A 15,499-nucleotide genomic window follows, 5' to 3' on the forward strand; every position below is an offset into this window, starting at 1 on the left:
ACCGTTATGCAGCAGTTAAAAAATCCGAACAAATAATCATATTGTTTTGACCCCTATAAAACAAGAGTATTCTTTTAAATTTCGTTAGTTAAAATTATGCGGTTAATTTTTTTATTAAAATAAGGTGTTTATCTGCGTTCCATTTTTCCATAGGTGTTATTCTACCAAGTAGTCCGTGTAGCCTTTCGTTGTTGTAGAATAGCACGTATTCTTTAAGGATTTTTTCTATTTCCCCGAAAGTCCTATACTCAAACCTCTTAAAGACTTCTTTCCTCAAAATTCCATGATACGCTTCTATATGGGCATTTTCTTCGGGAGTTGCTATGTGTGTGAATTCTTGACTTACTCCTATCAATCCTAGGTATTCCCTTACATTTTTCGCTATAAATTGACTTCCATTATCACTTCTGATTACAACACTATCAGGATATTGATAAGCCATAAACAATTCTGAGAGCAACTTTATCACTTGATCTTGTTTAATAGAAAAAGCAAAAAGGTCTTTTAGTATTCTACGAGTATGCACGTCTATTAAAGATAGCAAATAGGCATTTTTACCAGCACTGGGGATCCAAACCACCTTGATGTCCATTTCTAGGCAATCAAAGGGTTTTGTAGTGATAACTTTTCTGAACTTAACAAATTTTCGGCCAGAACCACTCCTATCTATTCGGTCGTCCAACTTCAATAGATTGGCTTCTTTCATTATTCTATAGAGCTTTTTATGATTTATTGTATATCCATCCCGATTCAAATATGAAGTCATAAGCCTGTAACCGCAATCTATAAATGGATGACTTAATATTGATTTAACGGACTCAATAACAGCAAATTGACTAACCAAACCTTTATTGTCGTGATAGGTGAATTCGCTTGGCCTATTTCCCTTTTTAGCAGCACTGGGTTTTCTATAATAACTACTGTGGACCATACCTACCATATCAATAAGTTTGGTTTTACCAATGTTGTGTTTTAAGAACATAGCATCCACTAAATTTTTCTTGGATCGGACGTCCCAAACTTTTTTTTTAAAAGCTCTCGTTGAACTTCTAATTCGATCTCCTTGTTACTTAACAACTTCCGGAGTATCCTATTTTCTTCTTCTGCCTGCTTTAACTCTTTACTACGAATGTCATAGGTCATTTTTAAGCCTACTTCTCCCTGGGTGTCATATTTCTTCTTCCAACTATAAAAAGTACCAGTACTAACACTGTATTTGCGGCAGGCTTCAACAATGCCCAGTTCTTCTGAAGAAGATAGGATTTCTAACTTTTCTTCTAGACTCCATTTCTTGTATTTCATATCTCAAAGGTATTATTTGAAATTTAAAATATCACTCCGAACTTATTGGGGGCTAAACTATACGGATCAATTGGATTAGGTTTCGGATTAAGTTTCACATGTTTGGGGATACTTTTTTCCATAATGAGATGGCCAATGAATGCGTTTAATGAAATTGGACTTCCAATCCTAATTATTGTAGGAATTATTGGTTTTATGAAATACAGCACAGATTTCAATAAATCACTGTTGAGGATATTGATAATTGGAGGAATCGGAGGAATTATATGGCTGACTCCAAATGACACGATAAATGATATTTTGAATGTAGAAAACCTAAACGAAATTAGTGTTGAGAGTTAATGAATATCAATTCAGAACTTATAACGCTCCACAACATCGGTTAAGCGCAAATAGCGGGTATTTGAACAAAAAGTTATATTTTAGAGACCAAGAAACAAACAACAAAACCGACAAGAACGTGTCCCTACTCCACGCCACTTGCCTTAACCAAGACCGTTGTAAGCAATTGTGAGAAATGCCTCGTCCTAAAATAGGTTGACCAAAAATTAAACACTTTTAGTCACCTATGGAAACACCAAAGAATGGCACCTGCCGAAAAAAGAAGTATCAAAAAGTTAGTTTCGACATGAAACTTTCGATAATTGATGAAATAGCTAACGGACAGATCTCCGTAAATCATGCTTCAAACAAGTATAACATTTCTCGAAGTTCCATTGAATACTGGATTAAGAAATTGAGTAACTTCGAGAATAAATCCATGAGTATGAGCAAGAACGATCAGATCAAAAAATTGAAGCAACGTATTGAAGAACTGGAGTTTGTAAAAGAATTTCAACAAGATGTCATTGCCGATTTTGAAAATATTACCGGGGAGCACCTTTCAAAAAAGTACTTGCCCGAAGCATTAGCAAAAGAGATAGAGAAAAAGAAACAAAGCCTTTCAAAATAAAATGGCTCTATCAATGCCTCGGGATAAGCAAACAGGCTTATTACAAAAGAATCAAAGCAAATTATACCAAAGAGAAAAGGGACGAAATAGTCCTGGAACTTGTACGTAAAGAAAGAAAAACACACGCAAAGGCAGGCACCAGAAAACTGGTCAAGTACATCAAAAAAGGGATTATGGAGCAAAATGTAAAAATGGGCAGGGACGCGCTCTTCGACCTGCTAAGAAGTTATGGAATGCTGGTCAAGAAGACCAAACGTTACCACATTACAACAGACTCAAAACACTTATTCTATAAATCACCAAACCTAATAAAGGATATGGAAATCTCGCACAGTGAACAAGTATTCGTAAGCGATATCACCTATATAAAGACTGATGATGGACACGCCTATCTGGCTCTGGTAACAGATGCATATTCCAAAAAACTGATGGGATGGGCACTCGACGACAACATGAGGGCAACATTGGTCGTGCAGGCCTTGGACATGGCAATCAAGAACCTGAAATTCAAACATATGAGCATCATACACCATTCAGATAGGGGAATACAGTATTGCTGTCCGGAGTTCACGGAATTTGCCGACAAGAACAATTTTGTATTAAGTACAACTCAACAATACGACCCCTACGAAAATGCAGTTGCAGAAAGGATAAACGGAATACTCAAATATGAGTTCGGACTAAAGAAAACAATCAAGAACGTCATCATAGCAAGACAGATCATGAAGCAGGCAGTTCAGGTATATAACGGGCAAAGACTGCATTGGAGCCTTGGCCTGGAAACACCAGATCATATCCACAAAAAGTACAATACAATAAAATACAAATCCTATAAAAAGAAAATGGCCTAGGAATGTTGGCAACTTTTTCAAAACCGAAGGAAAAATTTTGAAGAAGTTGTCAATGTTCCGTGAAGAAAAACGATATTTATAAATGAAAACCTTTAACACAAAAAAGGTCAACCTATTTCAGGACAAGACAAAAAATTCAACTAAGAATATTGACTTTAAGTTTTCTGACTCTGATCGGATGTTCCACGAACAAAATCTCGGTTTTGAATCGAGAGATTAATACTGCACACTTAGAAAGTGTTAAAAATTCACCATTTGAATCTTCAAATACTGTAAATCCAGAATTAAAAGTTCAATTGAAGTTTAGAGATTCATATCTACAAAAACTAACTGAATTGAAAACCAAATACCCAAATAAACCCATTTTGTTAACTGAAAGCTATTCATATATCTGCTTCGGATGTGTAGCTTCTTATGTGAATATTTTTGTAGATGGAGTTTTAGTAAACTATAAATTTGATTCAAAAAATAAAAAATATATCGAGAAAATTGAATATAAAAATTTATCTGATTTGGAAAATTCAAACGGAAGTTATGATGACATTAAAGAACTTTATGAAAAATTAGAAATTAAAAAAGATTGGAATAAAAATCCAAAACTATATGGAAATGAGGACTGTTCTGATGGCGATCAAACTTTCTATTCTGTTTATTATCCAAACGGAAAAATTGAAAGTATGTATATGAGATGTTGGACTCCAATTGAATATCGAGAGAAGAATAAATGAAACAAAACAACTGCTTACAATAACTAAGCTTTCGTGTGGCCGGTACGGCCTAACATGAAAGCAATGTTGACTGAACCGGTTTTTTGCCGATTGTCTACTATGGGTATTAGTCTAATTTGGAGAGTTGCTATTCGGTAATTTGGAAGTTGATTATCTTTTCTGCTTAATAGTTTCTTCCTTTTCTACTGCTTTTACTTTATTCTTTAGTGTTCCTCAAGTAATCCAGTCGTTGATTTGCATATGTTTTTTCGTTTTTGAGCATTACTGATCTGTTACACCATGTATATAGTGTTTCGAAGGGGACTTATTTCTGTTTTTCTAATTTATTCTTCCAGCCTTCCGGTGGTCCACGCACTCCAAAAAGCACAATGATTTCTAACTTTCCCTTTTTACAATAAGGACATACGTTATGCTGAAGAGGTGGTCTCTCTGGAAGATCGATTTTACCAAGACTTTCCTGTAGCTCAGGAATGCTGATTCTTTTATGATAGCTGCTCAGGATCCCGTAATGGCGTATACGCACGAAGCCTTTGGGTAGTATATGAAGCGAAAAACGCCTAATGAATTCGACATCGGTCAATTTGAGTATTGATTTTTTTCCACCGTGTCGATAGTCCTTTACCGAAAAAGTTACGGTATTATCCTGTGCCTCTTTTATGCGATGGTTGCTGATGGCGATCTTGTGCGTGTAACGTCCCAGATATTCCACGACCTGCGAAGGGCATAAAAAAGGACGTTTGCAAAATACTACCCACTCGTTTTTGAATAAGTTCTCATAAAATGCAGTGGCTTGTTGTGTTCCCAGCTCCTTACGCAGTTCCGCCACAAATTGTGCCCTAAACACTTTGCTCATGGCTTTTACCGGGAACAGGTACTTTCCTTTGCTTTTGGCTAACTTCCATTTGCCAGATTTGGCAATGCCACCACCTGGAACAATACAATGCAGGTGCGGGTGAAGCGAGAGGTTTTGTCCCCAAGTATGCAGGATAGCAATCATACCGGAATTGGCTCCCAAGAACTTTGGATTTGCAGAAAAACCTTTTATTACTTGCCAGGCTGTTTTAAACAGCAAGTTATATACAAGTTTTGGTTCATACAGGCATATCCGGTTAAGCTCACAGGGAAGGGTAAAGACCACGTGGAAGTAAGGAACCTTTAGGAGTTCTTCTTCCCTGGCCCTTATCCAGGTTTCCTTTTTGTGTCCCTGGCACTTGGGACAATGTCGGTTACGGCAGCTATTGTAGCTAAGGTGCAAACGCCGGCAAGAAGGATTATTACAGCAGTCAATATGACCTCCCAAAGCAGCAGTCCGGCATTTGCGAACTGCGTGCAGGGTTCTTAGCTGCCAGCTGTTGGCACAATAATCAGCTAAAACTTCCTTATTACGTTCTAACACCTGTGCTACTTCATGAGTAGCGGATGCCATTACTTTTGATTATACAGCCGCTCCAGCGGACTGAATGGCTTTTGTCTACCTAGTTGTGCCACGTGAAGGTAAGTTAAGGTGGTTTGGATATCTGCGTGCCCTAAAAGATCCTTCACAGTAATGATATCCAGTCCCATTTCCAAAAGGTGTGTTGCATAGCTGTGCCGAAGGCTGTGGCTAGTGACTTCCTTTTTGATCCCGCTGTGTTTACGTGCCTCTCGTACGATCCACTGGACTCCTCTTGTGGACAAGGCAGTGGGATTATTTTTCCTGTCATAGTCATTAAACCACCAGGTCGAAGGGTTTTCTGCTGCGATGTACTTTTTCAGACCCCGAATCTGCATTCCGGATAAAGGAACATAGCGGTCTTTGCGGCCTTTACCTTGGCGGATGTGGAGCATCCTGCGGTCAAAATCCAGATCTTTGAGCTGAAGGTTGCCAAGTTCGAAACAGCGAAGACCACAGCCATAGAGCATTGCAAGGACCAACAGATGTTTGAGTAGTCTCGGGGTTTTAAGGAGTTGCCTCACCTCGCTTCTGCTCAATACCACCGGAAGTTTATTTGGTCGTGCAATAGATGGAAGCGCCACCCGCATCTCTTTCATGCCGCGGACACGGTAGGCTATACCTAAGGCCGTAAACCGTATGCTTAAAGAAACTGTCTGATGGTGTTTTGTGCTGTGATTTTAAAACATGCAGGTAATCCAGAATTTGTTCCTCGTCAAGGTCCAGAGGACTACATTTAAAATGGAGAGAAAGGTGCGCGAGGCAGCGGGCATAATTGGTAAGGGTACTTTGGCTTTTGCCGGAGAGTTCAATAGACCGTTTTAATTTGCGATACAATACCTCAAATTCTGGTAAAGAAATACAGGCCCTCTCAATAAGGGTACTACTTTTTTTTCATAACTTTAAATATTAATATTAATACCTACTTAAAGGTAGTGAATAGTAGTCGACCGATTGCTTGAAGCTACCTTTAGGTTTAGTTCAACATTGTGTATAAGCCATTGCTGGGTCTGTGCTTATCTGGAAAATTCCCAAGAATTTTCCAGCGGAGTTTCGTGCTTTTAATGGTTCGTGTGTGAGACACGCAACGGCTCATACAAATCATCGTTACCTGCAAGCTGAAAAAAAATCCAGATGCCAATAGAAAACATACCTGAAGTCTATATTAAGTAAAAAAAGAAAGTCCTGATTTATTCGTTTATGATTTTAAAATTTCCAATGATGTTGTTAAAAGCAAGGTCAATTAAGGTATGAATATGTTTAGCTTTTTACAAGTTGGAAAAAAACAAGTCCATTTTACTGGAATAGCAGTTGCAGTAAATAAAGACTAATCGCTATGGCTTAAAAAAGGAAATTGGCTTTGGACCGAACTGTTGGATACAAATGCGACTTATTATTGTAAACTCTTCTTTTTTTAGATAAAAAGCTTAAGAATTTTTTAGATAAAAATATTGAATATCAATACATTGCAAAAGATGGATCACCTTATTTCATCATCAGAAATGACGCATATATCATTTCATATTTAAATTCTTTATCCACAATTAGTGAGGGACCAACAGTTTTTATGGAGAATTTACTTGCTGTAAAATTTGAAGAATTGATGCTTTATCTTCTACAGAAATATGGAAGAAAGTTTGAAATCTATTTACATTCTTTAATAGTTAAGGAAAAGTCACAATTTAAAAAGATTGTTGAAAGTCAAATAGATTCAAACTTAAAGCTAGAGTAAATTGCATTCTTATGCTAAATGAGCCTATCAACCTTTAATCGACATTTCATTAAAGAATATAATGTGTCTCCAAGAAAATGGCTGCAGGATAAACGGCTTCAAAAATCAAAGGAAATTTTGGAACAAGGAGATTCAAAACCGTCAGACATTTATTTAGATTTTGAGTATAATAACCTTTCAAATTTTAGTACTGCCTTTAAAAATAAATTTGGTTTTAGCCCAAAAGAGGCTTCATTATAGCTTTTATTTTCTGTATTTTATTCATTATCAGTTAAATAAGATTAACTTCACTTATAAAGCTTCCTAAACATGGGTTGCTTGACCTTTTTTCACAAATTATTGACCTTTTTTCATAAACGTTAACCAAAAAAATAGCATAAATTGTAAACTCAATTCAGTTGAAAATATTTATTAATTTCATTAAAATCAGAATATTATGTGCAAAAATCATGGAATCGCCTATAAAGGTACAGGAGAAGTAGAATTAATGGAAATAGACTATCCCAAACTGGCTTTGGGAGATCGAAAATGTGAACACGGTGTTATCTTAAAAATAGTGGCCAGTAATATTTGTGGTTCAGATCAACACATGGTAAGGGGAAGAACCACTGCCGAAAAGGGCTTAATTCTAGGGCATGAAATCACAGGAGAGGTCATAGAATGCGGACGGGACGTTGAATTTATCAAAAAAGGAGACTTGGTTTCCGTTCCCTTTAATGTTGCTTGTGGTCGTTGTGTAAATTGTAAAAAGGGACTAACGAATATTTGTTTAAATGTTAACGGAGATCGACCAGGAGGCGCTTATGGATATGTCGATATGGGTGGCTGGATTGGAGGCCAAGCCGAATATGTAATGATACCTTATGCTGATTTTAACTTATTAAAATTTCCCGATAAGGATCAAGCAATGGAAAAGATATTGGATCTGACCATGCTTACTGATATTTTTCCGACAGGATTTCATGGAGCGGTCATGGCAGGTGTAACTGCTGGTTCAGTTGTTTATATTGCAGGTGCAGGACCAGTAGGTCTCGCTTGTGCCTCAAGCTGCCAATTATTAGGTGCAGCCGTGGTGATAGTAGGCGATATGAATAAAGAACGTCTTGCCCATGCCAGAAGTTTTGGTTGTGAAACCATTGACTTAACCAACGGGATTCCTGTAGAAGAGCAAATAGCTATGATTGTCGGGATCCCCGAAGTCGATTGCTTCGTTGACTGTGTAGGTTTCGAAGCCAATGGTCACGGCGCCACCGCAGGGAAAGAAATGCCTGCCATTGTATTAAACCAAGCTATGGCGATTACTAAAGCTGGTGGATCTATCGGAATTCCAGGTCTATATGTGACCGAAGATCCAGGAGCCAAAGAAGAGGCCGCAAAACAAGGAAGTCTGAAAATTCGATTTGGATTGGGATGGGCCAAATCCCATTCTTTCCATACAGGACAAACTCCTACAATGAAATATAACAGACAATTAATGAATGCCATATTGCACGATAAAGTAGATATCGCCAAAGCCGTAAATGCGGAAGTGATAAGTCTACAAGATGCACCTAGGGGGTATGAACAATTTGACACGGGAGTCGCCAAAAAGTTCGTTATCGACCCACACGGTATGATAGCTAAATAGTTTGACCCTTTATCATAAGTTACTGGACTATTATAGTAATTGAATTAATAAATTCTCATTTTACATTTGTATTAAAATAAAAACAATATTAAAACATAAATTATGAACATTACATTAGCACAAGCAGAAAAAGTAATCGCAGCAGCAAAACAAAAATCTACCGAAATAGATACTAAAATGAATATCGTTGTTGTAGATGGTGGAGCAAACGTAGTTGCACTCGTACGAATGGATGGCGCATGGTTAGGCTCCCTTGACATTGCAACTAAAAAAGCAAAAACTGCTCGTTATTTTGATATGAATACTGGCCTTCTGGGAGAATTATCGCAACCTGGAGGTTCTTTATTTAATATAGAACATTCTAACAACGGATTAATTACATTTCCTGGCGGAATTCCAATTAAAAACGCACAAGACGAAATAATCGGAGCCATAGGAGTAAGCGGAAGTGCGGTTGAAAATGACCACGCAGTTGCAGAAGCTGGAGCATCAGCAATCTAATAATATACTAATTAATAAAAAGAGGATAATTAAAACTAATTATCCTCTTTTTATTTTAAATTTTTATGAAAAAACATTCAGCTGAATTTATTGGCACATTTACATTGGTTTTTTTGTGGCACATGAGCTATTATCTTAATTGAGCAAAGAAACTTTAAGATAAATAGGAATTTCATTAGCTTTTGGAATAATAGTAAGTGTAATGATTTATGTTTTCGAAAATATTTCTGGCTCATACATTAGACCATCCTTCACCATTGCACCGTTAAAGGAAAGATTACAACAAAAAAGAAGCTCTATTCTATATTTCTGAACAAATCATTGGAGCTTTTGCGGCAAGTAGATTGCTGAAATTCATGTTTCCTGAAAACCTAACCTTAGGTGCTACAATTCCCTCAGGCGAATTATTACAATCCTTCATAATAGAATTTATATTGACGTTCTATTTAATGCTTACCATTTTGGGTGTAGCATCTAAAAAAAAATCCAATATTGCAGGACTCATAATCGGATTAGTCTTTAAAGGGCTTATTCTATTTGCAGGTCCCATTTTTAAAGGTTCATTTAATCCTGTAAGAAGAATTGCAACTGCAATTGTATCCGGAAACATTACAGCACTTTGGATTTATATTTCTCCACCAATATTAAGTGCGATTTTAGCAATGATAATATGGAAATCATTAGCAAAACGGAATAAAGTCAGCAGGTAACACCGTATATAAAAAATTGTTGCAAGGTGTGTAATTCAATGGCTTTTTCATATATTCAAAGTCCTTTCTAATCCGAAAGGTTCGTGCTTATTTACTCGCAACCACACATAAACATTAACGTTGCCTGCAAGCTTTCAAAAAAATTCTGTATGAAAAATATTTATTATATTCTCTTATTTATAATTCTGACAATGAGTTGTAAAGAAGAAAAAACAAATTCCTTGGTGGTTGAGGAAGAAAACAAGTTCAACCAAAATTTAGCTAATGAATTAGAAGAAATACGCGAGACTGACCAATTCGCCGCAGACATAGCTCGTGGTGATTATGAAAAATTATCTGAACAAGAATGGAAAACAAATAAGGATAGCCTTCACAAAAAAAATCAGAAACGTATAACAGAGATTTTCGACCAATACGGTTATGTAGGATATGATTTGGTCGGAGAACGTGGTTCTCAAAGTTTTTGGTTAGTTGTTCAACATGCTGACAATAACCCAGAATTTCAAAAAAAGATTTTAAAAAAAATGAAATTTGAAGTTTTAAATGATAATGCAGATCCAGCGAGCTTCGGACTATTAATTGATTGAGTAAAATTAAATACCGGACAAAAACAAGTCTATGGAACTCAAGTAGCTTACAATTGGGAAATTTGTCAGGCATTTCCAAGGGAATTAATAGACAGCATAAATGTCAATAAAAGAAGGAATGAAATTGGGTTAGATCCTATTGAAAAATATTTAAATAGAATGTCTGAAATGCATTACAGAGTGAATAAAACGATTTTTCAAGAAAAAGGTTTGAACGCACCTACGCTTTATAAAACTGATTAACAATATAATTGAAGTATAGCGCCAGCAGGTAACATCGGTTAAGCCTAAATAGTGGGCATTTGAGTGAAAAGTATTATTTAGAGACCAATTAACAACCACCAAAGCCGACAAGTTCGCGTCCCTACCCGCGCTACTTGCTTTAACCAAGACCGTTGCACAAGCTTCAAAGAAACATTCGTCATTGTATTATACATTAGATTTAGAATTTAAATCGAATAATTGTTTAGAACTTTATCCGCATTAAAATGTTAAATTTGAAAAAGACTTTGCTATAATGTTTGAAACAGCGAGAATTCTTCGAGAAAACAATGCAGAAATTATGAAAATTTGGAAGAACCAAGTTGTGCAAGAAGTCATAGCAAGTAAAAAATCTGACTCAATTGCTTTATACAACCATCTTCCTATTCTCATATACGATATCGCTAAACTAATGATTCGATTTGATAAATTGAAGGATGTTAGTAAGGATAAAAAATACAAAGAAATCTTTAAAAGCATTGAAGACCACGGCAAGCAACGGTCAATTACAGCCTATTATACTGTTGAACAGGTTGTACACGAATATATAATTTTTCACCGTACACTGAGTGAATTCCTCATATCCCACAATGGTTATAATGAAAATGTTTCGGATTTGCTCAAATATGTCATCGAAACCTCGATACTAAAATCCGTAGGCTCATTTTCACGTTCCATACAGGATATGCAGGAAAAATTAATTGGTACTTGTCGAGTTTCACAAGGTTGTTGATGGAAGTTGATTAAGATCAGATTGTAAACTTAGGATTTTATTTTTAAATTCATTGGGTGTTGTTTTAAATAATTCAGGTTCTATTTTGTACCATTTTTCAACTGCTTGAAAAGGAGTTTTCACATTAAGTTCTTTTCTCAAAGAACCATGCCTCCTGTACAAATTATAGTAGCACAGGAACTCCATCATATCCTTCCCCATCTGCTGTTTGTTTTGATATTTTATTTTTAGGATGGTATTGTTTTTAATCGTTCCGTTGGCTCTTTCCACCATACCGTTCGTTTTTGGTGTTGCTGGTTTTGTAAGCCTATGTTCAATGTTGTTCTTCATGCATTTCACATCCATTTTAGAAGGCTTGTCACAAAGTTTTCCTTTTTTGGACATAATAAGCCTGTTGGTGAATTCAAGTCCATTATCGGTTAAGATATGACTGATATGGACCGGAAAGAAATCCAGGCATTTGTCCATGAAATCTTCTGTGCTCTCAGCCTTTTTGTTTTCATAGACCTCATAGAACATAGTCCTGGTGGCCCTATCTATTGCCACAAATAAATAATATGACTGCCCTTCGAATTTGGGCAAATAGGTTACATCTATATGTAGGTACCCTGGTTTGTAGGCTTTGAATTTTTTGGCAATATCCCTCTTTTCCTGAGGTACTTTATTGATGTTTTCCTTCACAAAACAACGGTAGACAGAACTTCTTGAAATTGCCGGGTTACCCTCCAACAAAGATTCCCAGACCTCATCAATGGGTAGCCACGTGGAACTCCTCAAACTTATGGCAAGCGCTTTTTCCAAATCGGTCAAAGCATATATAATGTTATGGGGCGCACAGGAAACATCTTGGACGAAATCCCTGTTTTTCCATTTTGAAATAGTTTGTTTGGAAACGTTGAACCTTGATGCCAATTCGGAATTTGTAGCAGAATTGGTTTGAATTTGGGTACGAATATTTATATTCGTAGTGGCATTGAAATGATAGATTTGTTGCATAATTATTTTTATTTGTGGTAAAACAAAAATAATCAACTTTTTTATCTGACCCTTTCGGGGTTTTCTTTTTCGGCTACGCCTTCAAAGAAAACCCCGAAAGGGATGAAATGCCATCAACATTGTAGTGAAACTTTACAGGTACTCTTTCACACGACATTCGCAATCCACTTTCGGCTGCCCAATTATCTTTAGAAATGATGGAACAGGACAAGACTGGAAAGTGGGCTGAAAAAACAAGAATAGCAGCTCAACGTGGTGTAAAGAAAGCTTTATGCTTAATTGAAGGACTTATGGATGGAATAACCATTAAAGCTGGCGAAGGGATGATGTTAAATTTTGAGAATACGGATTTACTAAAAGATATTAAATGGGTTCACGCCGAAAGTAGGAGGTTTATACTAATGATATAAAATCAGATTGTAAGGTTGAGAAAATAGAAGGGATTTTTGACAGTACTGCGATTAAAAGATTACTTAAAAACCTCATTGGTAACGCTGTTAAATATGGAGATAAGAAAAAACCAATCACTATTTCCATAATTGATGAAAAAGAAGCTGTCTAAATAAAAGTTAATAATTATGGAAAACCAATTCCTGAAGCAAAGCAGGAACAGATTTTTAAATTTATGGGTACAGATAAAAAAGATAAAAATTCGGTTTTGGGAAGTTGGGGAATGGGCTTGACGTTAACACAAATTGTTGCTGAGGCTCACGGTGGAGATATTAATCTTATTAGTGATGAAAAAACTGGTACAACTTTTACAGTTAAGTTAATTAAACAGTTCAACGAACCTGAAAAAAGACGTGCAAAATTAACTTTTGTAATAGAAAATATTTAGTTCATAAAAATACATGGGATAAAAGCCAGTTTACAACATTGGTTACCAGCAAATAGCTGGCAATCGAGTAAAAAGTGATATTTTAGATACCATTTAACAAACCAACTACGCCGACAAAGGTAAATCCCTACGCCGCCCTACTTGCCTTGATCAAGACCGTTCCTACGCATTTGAAGAAATGTAATGGGAGGATTTACAAATCTGATTTATTTAAAAGAATATCTATCTAAAGAGTCAAGGGTAAAGAAATTGAAAAACTAAATGGTCAAGCATTCTAGAAAACATTTATTAAAAATATGGATATTAAGAAAATAATTCTAATCGCTTTATCGATGCTCTTTTTCATCATTGGTTTTATGATGAGTTCTGTTCCATCAGAACAGTTTGTAGAAACTGGATCCATTATTGCCGTTTGTATAATTTCTATGCCGGCATTTTACGGCATTTGGAAAATATATAGTATACGAGGAATTGCAGCAATTATGGCCTTGGGGGTATTTGCCTTAATTATAGAATCAATTGGGATTCATACAGGATTCCCTTATTCACCTTTTGAATATACGATGCCGTTTGGTTATCAGTTACTGGGAACAACCCCCTGGACCGTATTTATTGCTTGGAGTCCGCTAGTTTTTGGTGCCTGGTTACTAGCACAAAAATGGTTTAAGCATCACTGGACACGATTTCTGGCGTACCTTGGAATTCTTATTGGCACAGATGTTATCTTGGACCCTGGAGCCGTTGCACGCGGACTATGGGAATACACCAATGGTGGATTATGGTTCGACGTACCTCTACAAAATTTTATTGGCTGGATTATTTCAGGAACAATTGCATATTTTATTTTGAAATTGGTTTTGAAACCTGTCATTGTGAACGGTAACGTGGCGATTTCGAAGTACCTCTGGATTGGCTCTCTTTCCCTTCTCCTCTCAATCTTCCTATGGACCGGAGTTAACGCAGGCTATGAATTATGGTTACCTACGATTATCGGAATAATCTTGGGGAATATTATTATACAAGCATTATTTAAAATTAACGCTACAACTTCACAAAACGACTAAAACTCTCATTTGTAACTACTTCTATGAGAGTTCTATAAGCTTTCACAAAAGTTTTGGGATTTTTTCAATTACAAAAGTAATTGCGAAATTCTATTAGTTAGTGAGAAAATTATATAAACAGTTGCTAAAAAAATACTGGTCACTCAGAACATTTATTTGGTAGATTATTTAATTGAATACAAAGGTTCACAATTGATTAAGTGAATTATATGTAAGTTTACGTGTATACAATTGTTATCACACAATAGCGCAACAGAACTATGATATTCTAAGTTCAACACCTAAATGTAGCTCAAATTAAAATCATTGGGAAGTCTGAAATAGAAATAAAAAATGAAGTTTATCCAAAAGTTGAATTTGAACCTCAAAAAAGTGAAAGAAATCAAGAAGCTCGGGGCAAGCCCGCCCGAACGGTATGGGCGGGCCCACGAGGTATGTCCCGATGGTTCCTATCGTGTGGACATATCTTTATGAATGGTCCACCCTTCCATTGCGGCTTTAAAATATTTCAATCCTATCCATAGGGTTGTTATACCTGGATGTCTTTTGCTTTCATACCCTTTCCAACCACCAAGTCTAGCTATCGCCCAAACATATCTTTTTAGCTCTTTTTTCTTATAGTGGTTTTTTTGTTTCTCTGTTTTACCTTCCAGACTTTTTATTTGGTGCTCTAAAAACTCTTGCTCTTCTTCTGTAAAACAGCTATCGGCGCTCATCTCTCTTTCTGGTTCTGCATACGCTAGCCGCATTAGGAACAGTTTGATGACGACCTCCATTATCAATAAGCTTAGTTTTCTTACCGATGACCCATACTCCAGCTCTGACGCCTCAACATTGTATCCCTCTTTTTTTAATATTTTGAACACCTCTTCTATCGTCCATCTCCACTTATACCATTCCACGCACATTTCTGCCATTTCTATTGTCTGTATAGGCAAGGTTGTCAATAGCCTCCAGCATATTTTATCGGGGCCAGTATAGTCCGCCTCTTTAGCCTCTATCAGATATAGTTTTATGCTGGATGCCACTCCTTTGCTCGTTGCGCTGGTTCTTTTGAGTTCCACCTCTTTATATCTGATTTCAATTTTTGCCGTCCTTTTTTTTCTTTTGGTCTTTGCACAGGCATCCACCTGTACCTCATAAAACCCTTGGCAGGGTTGATCTTCCAGGCAACTGAATAATTTT

General features: G+C 36.4%; 20 protein-coding genes and 1 pseudogene. 14 read left to right on the forward strand and 7 right to left on the reverse strand.

Annotation, left to right across the window (positions count from 1 at the left end; genetic code table 11):
* Window positions 1–94: 94 nt before the first annotated feature.
* The gene (locus H033_RS0102890) at window positions 95–982 is read right to left on the reverse strand and encodes an IS3 family transposase (protein ID WP_155827685.1); all 888 of its coding nucleotides are present in this window, start codon (window positions 980–982) and stop codon (window positions 95–97) included.
* Window positions 983–990: 8 nt separating this feature from the next.
* Window positions 991–1,302: a transposase gene (locus H033_RS0102895; RefSeq protein ID WP_026836989.1), complete on the reverse strand. Its 312-nt coding sequence runs from the start codon at window positions 1,300–1,302 to the stop codon at window positions 991–993.
* A gap of 102 nt (window positions 1,303–1,404) precedes the next feature.
* On the opposite strand from H033_RS0102895, the gene H033_RS0102900 reads away from it, so the two are divergent.
* The 4 genes from H033_RS0102900 (at window position 1,405) to H033_RS0102915 (ending at window position 3,833) form a co-directional block, all read left to right on the forward strand.
* Complete coding sequence (locus tag H033_RS0102900) at window positions 1,405–1,644, forward strand: hypothetical protein (RefSeq protein WP_196809410.1); 240 nt, start codon at window positions 1,405–1,407, stop codon at window positions 1,642–1,644.
* Between the two features lie 226 nt (window positions 1,645–1,870).
* A complete protein-coding gene (locus H033_RS19370) occupies window positions 1,871–2,254 on the forward strand; it encodes a helix-turn-helix domain-containing protein (RefSeq protein ID WP_034886061.1) in 384 nt (127 codons plus the stop codon).
* Window positions 2,255–2,277: 23 nt separating this feature from the next.
* Window positions 2,278–3,105: an IS3 family transposase gene (locus tag H033_RS0102910; RefSeq protein WP_026836979.1), complete on the forward strand. Its 828-nt coding sequence runs from the start codon at window positions 2,278–2,280 to the stop codon at window positions 3,103–3,105.
* A gap of 203 nt (window positions 3,106–3,308) precedes the next feature.
* Window positions 3,309–3,833: a hypothetical protein gene (locus H033_RS0102915; RefSeq protein ID WP_155827691.1), complete on the forward strand. Its 525-nt coding sequence runs from the start codon at window positions 3,309–3,311 to the stop codon at window positions 3,831–3,833.
* Window positions 3,834–4,137: 304 nt separating this feature from the next.
* Here H033_RS0102915 and H033_RS0102920 read toward each other — a convergent pair whose 3' ends face one another.
* From H033_RS0102920 to H033_RS21915, 3 genes are read right to left on the reverse strand one after another with little or no spacing between them, the layout of a single operon-like run.
* Complete coding sequence (locus tag H033_RS0102920; protein WP_026836992.1) at window positions 4,138–5,259, reverse strand: IS91 family transposase; 1,122 nt, start codon at window positions 5,257–5,259, stop codon at window positions 4,138–4,140.
* Entirely contained in the window at window positions 5,259–5,864 is a 606-nt protein-coding gene (locus H033_RS19375) for a tyrosine-type recombinase/integrase (protein WP_231367533.1), read from the reverse strand. Before H033_RS19375 ends, H033_RS0102920 begins: the two co-directional genes overlap by 1 nt.
* Complete coding sequence (locus H033_RS21915) at window positions 5,818–6,102, reverse strand: phage integrase N-terminal SAM-like domain-containing protein (protein WP_231367534.1); 285 nt, start codon at window positions 6,100–6,102, stop codon at window positions 5,818–5,820. The genes H033_RS19375 and H033_RS21915 overlap by 47 nt, the downstream gene beginning before the upstream one ends.
* Before the next feature lie 628 nt (window positions 6,103–6,730).
* Here H033_RS21915 and H033_RS22435 point away from each other — a divergent pair.
* The 7 genes and pseudogenes from H033_RS22435 (at window position 6,731) to H033_RS19390 (ending at window position 11,416) form a co-directional block, all read left to right on the forward strand.
* The gene (locus tag H033_RS22435; protein WP_410503515.1) at window positions 6,731–6,997 is read left to right on the forward strand and encodes a hypothetical protein; all 267 of its coding nucleotides are present in this window, start codon (window positions 6,731–6,733) and stop codon (window positions 6,995–6,997) included.
* Window positions 6,998–7,015: 18 nt separating this feature from the next.
* On the forward strand, window positions 7,016–7,237 hold the full coding sequence (locus H033_RS22350) for a helix-turn-helix domain-containing protein (RefSeq protein ID WP_026836993.1): 222 nt from the start codon (window positions 7,016–7,018) through the stop codon (window positions 7,235–7,237).
* A gap of 196 nt (window positions 7,238–7,433) precedes the next feature.
* A complete protein-coding gene (gene fdhA / locus H033_RS0102940; protein ID WP_026836994.1) occupies window positions 7,434–8,624 on the forward strand; it encodes a formaldehyde dehydrogenase, glutathione-independent in 1,191 nt (396 codons plus the stop codon).
* Between the two features lie 102 nt (window positions 8,625–8,726).
* Window positions 8,727–9,125: a GlcG/HbpS family heme-binding protein gene (locus H033_RS0102945; protein ID WP_026836995.1), complete on the forward strand. Its 399-nt coding sequence runs from the start codon at window positions 8,727–8,729 to the stop codon at window positions 9,123–9,125.
* Between the two features lie 202 nt (window positions 9,126–9,327).
* Window positions 9,328–9,835 (forward strand): annotated as a pseudogene (locus H033_RS21750) (aquaporin).
* A gap of 149 nt (window positions 9,836–9,984) precedes the next feature.
* Complete coding sequence (locus H033_RS0102955; protein ID WP_155827694.1) at window positions 9,985–10,422, forward strand: DUF6624 domain-containing protein; 438 nt, start codon at window positions 9,985–9,987, stop codon at window positions 10,420–10,422.
* Between the two features lie 517 nt (window positions 10,423–10,939).
* Entirely contained in the window at window positions 10,940–11,416 is a 477-nt protein-coding gene (locus H033_RS19390) for a hypothetical protein (protein WP_231367535.1), read from the forward strand.
* Here the strand turns inward: H033_RS19390 and H033_RS0102965 are convergent.
* Window positions 11,402–12,412 (reverse strand): DDE-type integrase/transposase/recombinase, encoded by a 1,011-nt coding sequence (locus H033_RS0102965; protein WP_026836997.1) that lies wholly within the window; start codon window positions 12,410–12,412, stop codon window positions 11,402–11,404. The two genes, H033_RS19390 and H033_RS0102965, sit on opposite strands and share 15 nt — an antisense overlap.
* 194 nt (window positions 12,413–12,606) lie before the next feature.
* Between H033_RS0102965 and H033_RS21925 the strand changes: the two genes are divergently transcribed.
* The 3 genes from H033_RS21925 (at window position 12,607) to H033_RS0102980 (ending at window position 14,314) form a co-directional block, all read left to right on the forward strand.
* Window positions 12,607–12,822 (forward strand): hypothetical protein, encoded by a 216-nt coding sequence (locus tag H033_RS21925; RefSeq protein ID WP_231367536.1) that lies wholly within the window; start codon window positions 12,607–12,609, stop codon window positions 12,820–12,822.
* A 203-nt stretch (window positions 12,823–13,025) separates the two neighbouring features.
* Window positions 13,026–13,250, forward strand: coding sequence for an ATP-binding protein (locus H033_RS21930; protein WP_316928619.1), 225 nt, complete (start codon window positions 13,026–13,028; stop codon window positions 13,248–13,250).
* Window positions 13,251–13,582: 332 nt separating this feature from the next.
* The gene (locus H033_RS0102980) at window positions 13,583–14,314 is read left to right on the forward strand and encodes a carotenoid biosynthesis protein (protein WP_196809412.1); all 732 of its coding nucleotides are present in this window, start codon (window positions 13,583–13,585) and stop codon (window positions 14,312–14,314) included.
* Between the two features lie 449 nt (window positions 14,315–14,763).
* On the opposite strand, the gene H033_RS0102985 is transcribed toward H033_RS0102980, so the two are convergent.
* Window positions 14,764–15,499, reverse strand: a 736-nt coding sequence (locus H033_RS0102985) for an IS4 family transposase (RefSeq protein ID WP_026837001.1), incomplete at its 5' end; no start/stop codon positions are given.

This window comes from Gillisia sp. JM1 (assembly GCF_000424645.1).
GTDB lineage: Bacteria > Bacteroidota > Bacteroidia > Flavobacteriales > Flavobacteriaceae > Gillisia.

Coding starts and splice junctions, on each gene's coding strand:
- H033_RS0102890 (WP_155827685.1), bottom strand. CDS start 982: ATGTTCTTAAAACACAACATTGGTAAAACCAAACTTATTGATATGGTA.
- H033_RS0102895 (WP_026836989.1), bottom strand. CDS start 1,302: ATGAAATACAAGAAATGGAGTCTAGAAGAAAAGTTAGAAATCCTATCT.
- H033_RS19370 (WP_034886061.1), top strand. CDS start 1,871: ATGGAAACACCAAAGAATGGCACCTGCCGAAAAAAGAAGTATCAAAAA.
- H033_RS0102920 (WP_026836992.1), bottom strand. CDS start 5,259: ATGGCATCCGCTACTCATGAAGTAGCACAGGTGTTAGAACGTAATAAG.
- H033_RS19375 (WP_231367533.1), bottom strand. CDS start 5,864: ATGAAAGAGATGCGGGTGGCGCTTCCATCTATTGCACGACCAAATAAA.
- H033_RS22350 (WP_026836993.1), top strand. CDS start 7,016: ATGAGCCTATCAACCTTTAATCGACATTTCATTAAAGAATATAATGTG.
- fdhA (WP_026836994.1), top strand. CDS start 7,434: ATGTGCAAAAATCATGGAATCGCCTATAAAGGTACAGGAGAAGTAGAA.
- H033_RS0102945 (WP_026836995.1), top strand. CDS start 8,727: ATGAACATTACATTAGCACAAGCAGAAAAAGTAATCGCAGCAGCAAAA.
- H033_RS0102955 (WP_155827694.1), top strand. CDS start 9,985: ATGAAAAATATTTATTATATTCTCTTATTTATAATTCTGACAATGAGT.
- H033_RS19390 (WP_231367535.1), top strand. CDS start 10,940: ATGTTTGAAACAGCGAGAATTCTTCGAGAAAACAATGCAGAAATTATG.
- H033_RS0102965 (WP_026836997.1), bottom strand. CDS start 12,412: ATGCAACAAATCTATCATTTCAATGCCACTACGAATATAAATATTCGT.
- H033_RS21925 (WP_231367536.1), top strand. CDS start 12,607: ATGATGGAACAGGACAAGACTGGAAAGTGGGCTGAAAAAACAAGAATA.
- H033_RS0102980 (WP_196809412.1), top strand. CDS start 13,583: ATGCTCTTTTTCATCATTGGTTTTATGATGAGTTCTGTTCCATCAGAA.